The organism is Actinomadura sp. NPDC049382 (genome assembly GCF_040677125.1).
In the GTDB taxonomy this organism is placed as follows: Bacteria; Actinomycetota; Actinomycetes; order Streptosporangiales; family Streptosporangiaceae; genus Spirillospora; species Spirillospora geliboluensis.
In genome coordinates, this window is the sequence record NZ_JBFARO010000215.1 from 1 (window position 1) to 8,433 (window position 8,433).

Sequence of the window (8,433 nt, forward strand, 5' to 3'; positions counted from 1 at the left end):
GCGGGCTCCGGCCGGACCGAGGCCGCCATCCGCAGCGGCGGCGCGAGTCGGGCCGCCCGCCGCGCCACGAACGCCAGCAGCTCCCCGGTCGGGCGGTCCAGCCACTGCGCGTCGTCGACCAGCACCAGCCCCGGCCGCTCGGAGCACAGCAGCCGGAAGGCGTGCAGCACCCCGAGCCGCAGGCACAGCAGGTCGCGCTCCCCCGTCGGGACGTCCTGGAGCAGCAGCACCGAGCGCAGGACCCGGCGCTCGGGAGGCGGCAGCCGGTCGATGACCTCGTCCACCACCTGCGCGATCAGGTCGTTCAGGCCGAGGAAGGGCAGCTGGTGCTCGGCCTCGGCCGGGCAGCAGGAGAACACCCGGTGGCCGGCCGCGGCGTGCTCGGCCGCCAGCGTCGCGAACAGGGTGGACTTCCCGATCCCGACCGGGCCCTCCAGCAGGACGCCGCCGCCGGCGGCGAGGTGCGCGCGGACGCCGCCGAGCACGTTCTCCCTGCCGAGCGCCGGAGCGGCGCGGACGCCGGCCCCACCCGTGCTGACCCCATCTGTCATGCGCGCGGCCTCCGGACGCCTGGGCTCGGCGTATGAACCCGCCGCGGACGGTAAACCTCTCCGCAACCGCAGTCAAGATCCCCATATTCGCCCGGTTCCCGGGGTACGGCGATCACGAGGACGGCCGGCCGACGGGGGGACGATGGACGACGCCGGGACGGAACGGCACCGCAAGCTCACGCTGGAGGTATTCGACCTCGCGCCGGTGGGCGTGGCCGTGACGACCGGTCCCGACCACCGCCTCGTCTACACCAACATCGCCTACCGGGCGAGCTTCGGGGCGCGCCCGATCGGGCGGCCGATCCGCGAGGCGTTCGGCGAGCTCCTCGAACAGGACTACTTCGAACTGTTCGACCGGGTGCTCGCCACCGGGGAGCCCGTCGACGTCGCGGACGCGCCGGTGACCCTGCACTTCGGCTCCGGCCGCGAGCGGCGGTTCTTCTCCTTCAGCCTCTCCCGGTTCGAGGACGGCGAGCCCGGCGTCCTCGCCGTCGCCGCGGACGTCACCGAGCAGGTGACCACGGCCCGGCGCGCGCGGCAGATGGCCGAGACGCGGCGCCGGCTGCTGCACCGGTTCCAGAGCCTGATCCGGGTGAGCGCCGAGATCGTCTGGGTCTCCGGGCCGCACGGCGGGATCATCGAGCCGAGCCCCGGCTGGGAGCGGGTGACGGGGCAGGACTGGGAGGAGTTCCGCGGCGAGGGCTGGCTGCGGGCGCTGCACCCCGACGACCGCCTGCCGACGCTGCGCTCCTGGCACGCGGCGCTGCGCGAGGCGACCCCCTGGCGGCACGTCTACCGGCTGCGGACCGTGGACGGCGAGTACCGGCACTTCGAGGTGCACGCCGCGCCGGTGTACGAGGGCGGCGCCGTCGTGGAGTGGGTGGGCACCTGCGCCGACGTCGAGCAGCGCTGGCAGCGGCAGCGCCGCCAGGAGCTGCTCGGCCGCGCCGCCGTCGCGACCGCCGAGCACGCCGACCTGCACGACATGCTCGGCGCGCTGGCGGACGTCCTCGTCCCGGCGCTCGCCGACGGCTGCGGCGTGCACCTGCTGCCCGAGTTCGCCGAGCGGCCGGCGAGCGCCCCCGTCCTGTCCCGGCGCATCGCCACCGCCGCCCGGGACGGGCTGCCCAGGCGGCTCCCGGCCGGGGAGGAGTGGTTCGCGGCCGACAGCGGGTTCGTCCAGGCGATCCGGCGGCGCCGCCCGGTCCGCCGCAGCTTCCCGCCCGGGGAGCCGCCGGAGGACCTGCTGCCCGCGAGCACCGTGTCGTGGCTCACCGACGCCAAGGCCCACAGCGTGGTGGTGCTGCCGGTGGTCGTGGACGGCGCGGTCGCGGCCGTGGTGACCGCGTCCGCCTGCGGCGACCGCCCCCCGATGGGCGCGGACGACGTCGCGCTGATGGGGCAGATGTTCGACCACGCGCACGACGCGCTGAGCAGCGCCATGCTGTTCCAGCGCACGCAGCGGGTCGCCCTCGCCCTCCAGCACGGCCTCCTCGCGCAGCCGCCCGAGGTCCCCGGCCTGGACATCGTCGCCAGGTACCGGGCGAGCCCCGCCGCCGCCGAGGTGGGCGGCGACTGGTACGACTCGTTCGTGCTCCGCGACGGCGCCACCGCCCTCGTCATCGGCGACGTGGCCGGGCACGACCTCGGCGCCGCCGTCGCGATGAGCCAGCTCCGCAACATGCTGCGGGGGCTCGCGGTCGACCGCGAGGAGCCCCCGGGCGACATCCTGCGCCGGCTGAACATCGCGATGGCCACGCTCGCGCCCGAGGGCACCGCCACCTGCGTGCTGGCCCGGATCGAGAAGTCGCCCGCGGGCGGCCTGCAGCTCAACTACGCGGTCGCCGGCCACCCGCCGCCGCTCCTGGTCACCGCCGGCGGCGACGCCCGGCTGCTGGAGGACGCCGCCAACCCGCTGCTTGGCCTGCTCGTCGACCAGCCCTGCATCAGCGCCGTCGTGCCGCTGCCGCCCCGCTCCACCTTCTTCCTCTACACCGACGGCCTCATCGAGCACCCCGACGAGCACCTCGACCAGGGCCTCGGCCGGCTCCGCCGGCGGGCCGCCGAGCTCTGCGAGGCCCCCCTGCCCGCCTTCTGCGACGGCATCCTCACCGGCCTCCCGACCACCGGCACCGACGACATCGCCGTCATCGCCGCCCGCGTTCCGGGCTCTCCGTAAGGCGGCGTCCGGGCCCCGGCTTTGCACGATTCCCACAACTCCAGCCGCTCAGCGTGCGATGTCTGCGACATGGCGCTACGGGCCGGTAGGCGGAAAGGTGGCACCGTCGGGGGCGCCGTCGCGCGGCGTGCGCAGTGGTCTACAGGAGGGCTCGGTCGGGTGTTCAGTCGTGTCGCCATCGTCAACCGCGGAGAGGCCGCCATGCGGCTCATCCACGCCGTCCGGGGCCTCGCCGCCGAGACCGGGGCAAGGATCGAGACGGTCGCCCTGCACACCGACGTCGACCGCGCCGCCACGTTCGTCCGCGAGGCCGACCTCGCCCACGACCTCGGGCCCGCGGCCGCGCGGCCGTACCTGAACCTGGAGGTGCTGGAGCGGGCCCTGGTGGAGACCGGCGCCGACGCCGCGTGGGTCGGCTGGGGCTTCGTCGCGGAGGACCCGGCGTTCGCGGAGCTGTGCGAGCGGATCGGCGTCACCTTCGTCGGCCCGAGCGCCGAGGCGATGCGCCGGCTCGGCGACAAGATCGGCGCGAAGCTGATCGCCGAGGAGGTCGGCGTGCCGGTCGCGCCGTGGAGCCGCGGCGCCGTCGCGACGCTGGACGCGGCGCGCGAGGCCGCGGCCGGGATCGGCTACCCGCTGATGCTGAAGGCGACCGCGGGCGGCGGCGGGCGCGGCATCCGCGTCATCAACGACGAGGCGGAGCTGGCCGACGCCTACGAGCGCACCAGCCAGGAGGCCGCGCGCGCGTTCGGCAGCGGCGTGGTGTTCCTGGAGCGGCTGGTCACCGGCGCCCGGCACGTCGAGGTCCAGGTGATCGCCGACGGCGAGACCGCGTGGGCGCTCGGCGTCCGCGACTGCTCGGTGCAGCGCCGCAACCAGAAGGTCATCGAGGAGTCGGCGTCGCCGGTGCTGCGCGCCGAGCAGGCCGCGGAGCTGAAGGCGTCCGCCGAGCGGCTCGCCGTCGCGGTCGGCTACCGGGGCGCGGCGACCGTGGAGTTCCTCTACCACCCCGGCGACGAGCTGTTCGCGTTCCTGGAGGTCAACACCCGGCTCCAGGTCGAGCACCCGATCACCGAGGCCGTCACCGGGTTCGACCTGGTGCGGGCGCAGCTGCACGTCGCCGCCGGGGGCCGGCTGGAGGGCGCGCCGCCGGCGGAGCGCGGGCACGCCGTCGAGGCCCGGCTGAACGCCGAGGACCCCGACCGCGACTTCGCCCCCGCGCCCGGCCGCATCGCGCGGCTCGACCTGCCCGCCGGGCCCGGCGTCCGGGTGGACACCGGCGTCCGGGAGGGCGACACCATCCCCGCCGACTTCGACTCGATGATCGCCAAGATCATCGCCTACGGCCGGGACCGCGACGAGGCGCTCGGCCGGCTGCGCCGGGCGATGGCGCAGACCACCGTGATCATCGAGGGCGGCGCGACGAACAAGAGCTTCGTGCTCGACCTGCTCGACCGGCCCGAGGTCGTCGGCGCGAGCGCCGACACCGGCTGGATCGACCGGGTGCGCGCCGAGGGCGACCTCGTCAGCGGCCGGCACTCCGCGGTCGCGCTCGCCGCCGCCGCCATCGAGGCGTACGAGGAGGACGAGCGCGCCGCGCGGAGCCGGCTGCTGTCCACCGCGTCCGGCGGGCGCCCGCAGGTGCGGCACGAGAGCGGCCGGCCGCTCGACCTCAAGCTGCGCGGCGCCGGCTACCGGGTGCGGGTCGCGCGGGTCGGCGCGGACCGGTTCCGCGTCGCCGTCGAGGCCGGCGACGACGTCCGCACCGCCGACGTCGAACTCGACCGCTTCGACCGGCACACCGCGCAGATCACCGTCAACGGCACCCGGTACCGGCTGCTCACCGGGACGCACGGCCCCGTCCACCTCGTCGAGGTGGACGGCGTGACGCACCGGGTCAGCCGGGACGAGGGCGGCGTCGTCCGCTCCCCCGCGCCCGCGCTGGTCGTCGCGACCCCGCTGGAGCCCGGCGCCGAGGTCGAGGCGGGCGCGCCCGTCCTGGTGCTGGAGAGCATGAAGATGGAGACGGTGCTGCGGGCGCCGTTCAAGGCGCGGCTGAAGGAATGCGTCGTGTCGGTCGGCAGCCAGGTGGAGACCGGCGCGCCGCTGCTGCGGCTGGAGCCGCTCGCCGACGCCGCCGAGGCCGGGGAGGCCGCGGCCACCGCGTCCGCCGAACTGGACCTGCCCGCCGCGCCCGCCGCGGTCCCGGCCCGCGAGCGCGCCGCCCGCGGCCGGGAGGACCTGCGCAGCCTGCTGCTCGGCTTCGACGTCGACCCGCATGACGAGCGCCGCGCCCTCGCCGACTACCTCGCCGCGCGCCAGGCCGCCGCCGCGGACGGCCACCGGCCGCTGGCCGAGGAGATCGCGCTGCTGGACGTGTTCGCCGACCTCGCCGAGCTGACCCGCGACCGGCCCGCCGGCGGGGACGGCGCGGACGGGCACGTGCACAGCGCCCGCGAGTACTTCCACACCTACCTGCAGAGCCTCGACGTGGAGCGGGCCGGGCTGCCGGCGGCGTTCCAGGAGCGGCTCGCCAAGGCGCTCGGCCACTACGGCGTCACCGACCTGGACCGCACCCCCGAGCTCGAGGCGGCGGTGTTCCGGATCTTCCTGTCCCGGCAGCGGGCGTCCGCGGACGCCGCGGTCGTCAGCGCGCTGCTACGCGCCTGGCTGCGCGAGCCGCCGCCGGTGGAGGCGCTGCGCGAGCCCGCCGGCCTCGCGCTGCAGCGGCTGATCACCGCCGCGCAGGTGCGGTTCCCGGTGGTCTACGACCTCGCGTGCGGCGTCGTGTTCGCCTGGTACGCCCAGCCGATGCTGCGCCGCGACCGCGCCCGCGTCTACGCCGACGTCCGCCGGCACCTGCGCCACCTGGACGCCCGCCCGGACGCGCCGGACCGCGCCGACCGCATCGCCGAGATGGTGCGCAGCACCGAGCCGCTGGTGCGGCTGCTCGGCCGCCGGCTCCGCCGCGGCGACCGCGACAACACGGTCATGCTGGAGGTGCTGACCCGGCGCTACTACGGCAACAAGGGCCTGACCGGCGTCCGCACCGCCGAGGCCGGGGGCTGCGCGTTCGTCGTCGCCGAGCGGGCGGGCTCGTGCCTGGTCTCCGCGGCGGTGAGCTTCGACGCCCTCGGCGGCGCGCTGGCCGGCCTCGCCGGCCTCGCGGCCGGCGAGGACGCCGTCGACGCCGACATCTACCTCTCCTGGGAGAACCAGCCGGAGGACTTCGACGCGATGGCGGCCGCGCTGGGCGACGTCCTCGCCGCGCATCCGCTGCCGGACCGCGTCCGCCGCATCACCGCCACCGTCGCGGGCAGCAGCGGCGCGGTCATGCACCACCACTTCACCTTCCGCCCGTCCGGTACCGGGATGGCCGAGGAGCGGCTGATCCGCGGCCTGCACCCGCACATCGCGCAGCGGATGCGGATGGAGCGGCTGAGCGGGTTCGACCTCACCCGGCTCCCGTCCTCCGACGAGGAGGTCTACCTGTTCCAGTGCGTGGCGCGGGAGAACCCCTCCGACGACCGGCTGGTGGCGTTCGCGCAGGTGCGGGACCTGTCCGGGCTGCGCGACCACGACGGCCGGCTGCTGTCGCTGCCGACCGCCGAGTTCATCATCGCCACCTGCCTCGACTCGATCCGGCGCGCGCAGGAGCGGCGCCCGTCCAAGAAGCGGCTGCCCACCAACCGGATCGTGATCTACGTCTGGCCGCCGAGCGACCTCACCCGCGCCGAGCTGGAGATGCTCGTCGACCGGATGCTGCCGACCGCCGCCGGCGCCGGGCTGGAGGAGATCGAGATCATCGGGCGGCGCCGCGACCCGGAGACCGGCGAGCTGCTCAAGCGGACCGTCCGGATCGCGTTCGACGCCGCCGGCGGCACGACCCTGACCGTGGGCGAGCCGTCCGACGACCCGGTCGTGCCGGTCGACGGCTACCGGCAGAAGGTGCTGCGCGCCCGCAGCCGCAACACCGTGTACCCGTACGAGCTGACCGGGATGCTCGGCGACTTCGCCGAGCACGACCTCGACGACGCGCACGCGCTGGTGCCGGTCGACCGGCCGGCGGGCCGCAACACCGCCGCGATCGTCGCGGGCGTCGTCACCACCCCGACCCCCCGCCACCCGGAGGGCGTCACCCGGGTGGTGCTGCTCGGCGACCCGACGAAGGCGCTCGGCGCCCTGTCGGAGCCGGAGTGCCGCCGCGTGATCGCCGCGCTCGACCTGGCCGAGCGGATGCGGGTGCCGGTGGAGTGGTACGCGCTGTCGGCCGGCGCCCGGATCTCCATGGAGTCGGGCACCGAGAACATGGACTGGGTGGCGGCGGCGCTGAAGCGGATCGTCGAGTTCACCCAGGACGGCGGCGAGATCAACGTCGTCGTCGCGGGCATCAACGTCGGCGCGCAGCCGTACTGGAACGCCGAGGCGACGATGCTCATGCACACCAAGGGCGTCCTCGTGATGACGCCGGAGTCGGCGATGGTGCTGACCGGCAAGCAGGCGCTCGACTTCTCCGGCGGCGTCTCGGCCGAGGACAACTTCGGCATCGGCGGCTACGACCGGGTGATGGGGCCGAACGGGCAGGCGCAGTACTGGGCGCCGAACCTGGTCGCCGCGCGGGACGTGCTGATGGCGCACTACGACCACACCTATGTCGTCCCCGGCGAGGACGCGCCGCGCCGCGCCGCCACCACCGACCCCGCCGACCGCGACGTCTCCGACTTCCCGCACATCGTGGAGGGCAGCGACTTCACCACCGTCGGCGAGATCTTCTCCGCCGCGGCCAACCCGGACCGCAAGAAGCCGTTCGACATCCGGACCGTGATGCGGGCGCTGTCCGACCAGGACCACCCGGTCCTGGAGCGGTGGGCGGGCATGGCCGACGCCGACACCGCCGTCGTGCAGGACGTCCACCTCGGCGGCATCCCGGTGTGCCTGCTCGGCATCGAGTCGCACGCGGTGCCGCGGCGCGGGTTCCCGCCGACCGACGGCCCCGACTCCTACACCGCGGGCACGCTGTTCCCGCAGTCGTCGAAGAAGGCCGCGCGGGCGATCAACGCGGCCAGCGGCAACCGGCCGCTGGTGGTGCTGGCGAACCTGTCGGGCTTCGACGGCTCGCCGGAGTCGCTGCGCAAGCTCCAGCTGGAGTACGGCGCGGAGATCGGCCGCGCGATCGTGAACTTCCGCGGCCCGATCGTGTTCTGCGTGATCTCCCGCTACCACGGGGGCGCGTTCGTGGTGTTCTCCAAGGCGCTGAACCCGAACATGACCGTCCTCGCGCTGGAGGGCTCGTTCGCGTCGGTGCTCGGCGGCGCGCCCGCCGCCGCGGCGGTGTTCTCCCGCGACGTGGACGCCCGCACCGCCGCCGACCCGCGCGTCCGGGAGCTGGAGCCGCGCGTCGCCGCCGCGACCGGCGCCGACCGCGCGGCGCTGATCGCGGAGCTGGACGAGCTGCGCGCGTCGGTCCGGGCGGAGAAGCTCGGCGAGGTCGCCGCGGAGTTCGACCGCGTCCACGACATCCGCCGCGCGGTCGAGGTCGGCTCCGTCGACGCGGTCATCCCGGCCGCCGAGCTGCGTCCGCGCATCATCGAGGCCATCGAGTCCCGGCTGGGCTGACGGCGCGCGCCCTCGTCCTCCCCGCTCAGGGCGCGGGGAGGACGAGGGCGCCGTCGTGGCGGCGGGGCGGGCGCCAGGGGTTGGCGT

3 protein-coding genes are annotated in these 8,433 nt (G+C 75.5%); 2 read left to right on the forward strand and 1 reads right to left on the reverse strand.

Translation table 11 applies throughout. The features are described from left to right. On the reverse strand, window positions 1-551 hold a 551-nt coding region (locus AB0K34_RS45305), incomplete at its 3' end, for an ATP-binding protein (RefSeq protein ID WP_364554712.1). 142 nt (window positions 552-693) lie between these two features. Between AB0K34_RS45305 and AB0K34_RS45310 the strand changes: the two genes are divergently transcribed. Next, complete coding sequence (locus AB0K34_RS45310; RefSeq protein ID WP_138635910.1) at window positions 694-2,730, forward strand: SpoIIE family protein phosphatase; 2,037 nt, start codon at window positions 694-696, stop codon at window positions 2,728-2,730. A gap of 159 nt (window positions 2,731-2,889) precedes the next feature. Continuing rightward, the gene (locus AB0K34_RS45315; protein WP_138635911.1) at window positions 2,890-8,346 is read left to right on the forward strand and encodes a carboxyl transferase domain-containing protein; all 5,457 of its coding nucleotides are present in this window, start codon (window positions 2,890-2,892) and stop codon (window positions 8,344-8,346) included. Window positions 8,347-8,433 lie beyond the last annotated feature (87 nt).

Excerpts from the sequence above, each read along its gene's own strand:
- AB0K34_RS45310 (WP_138635910.1), top strand. The coding sequence starts at position 694 with ATGGACGACGCCGGGACGGAACGGCACCGCAAGCTCACGCTGGAGGTA.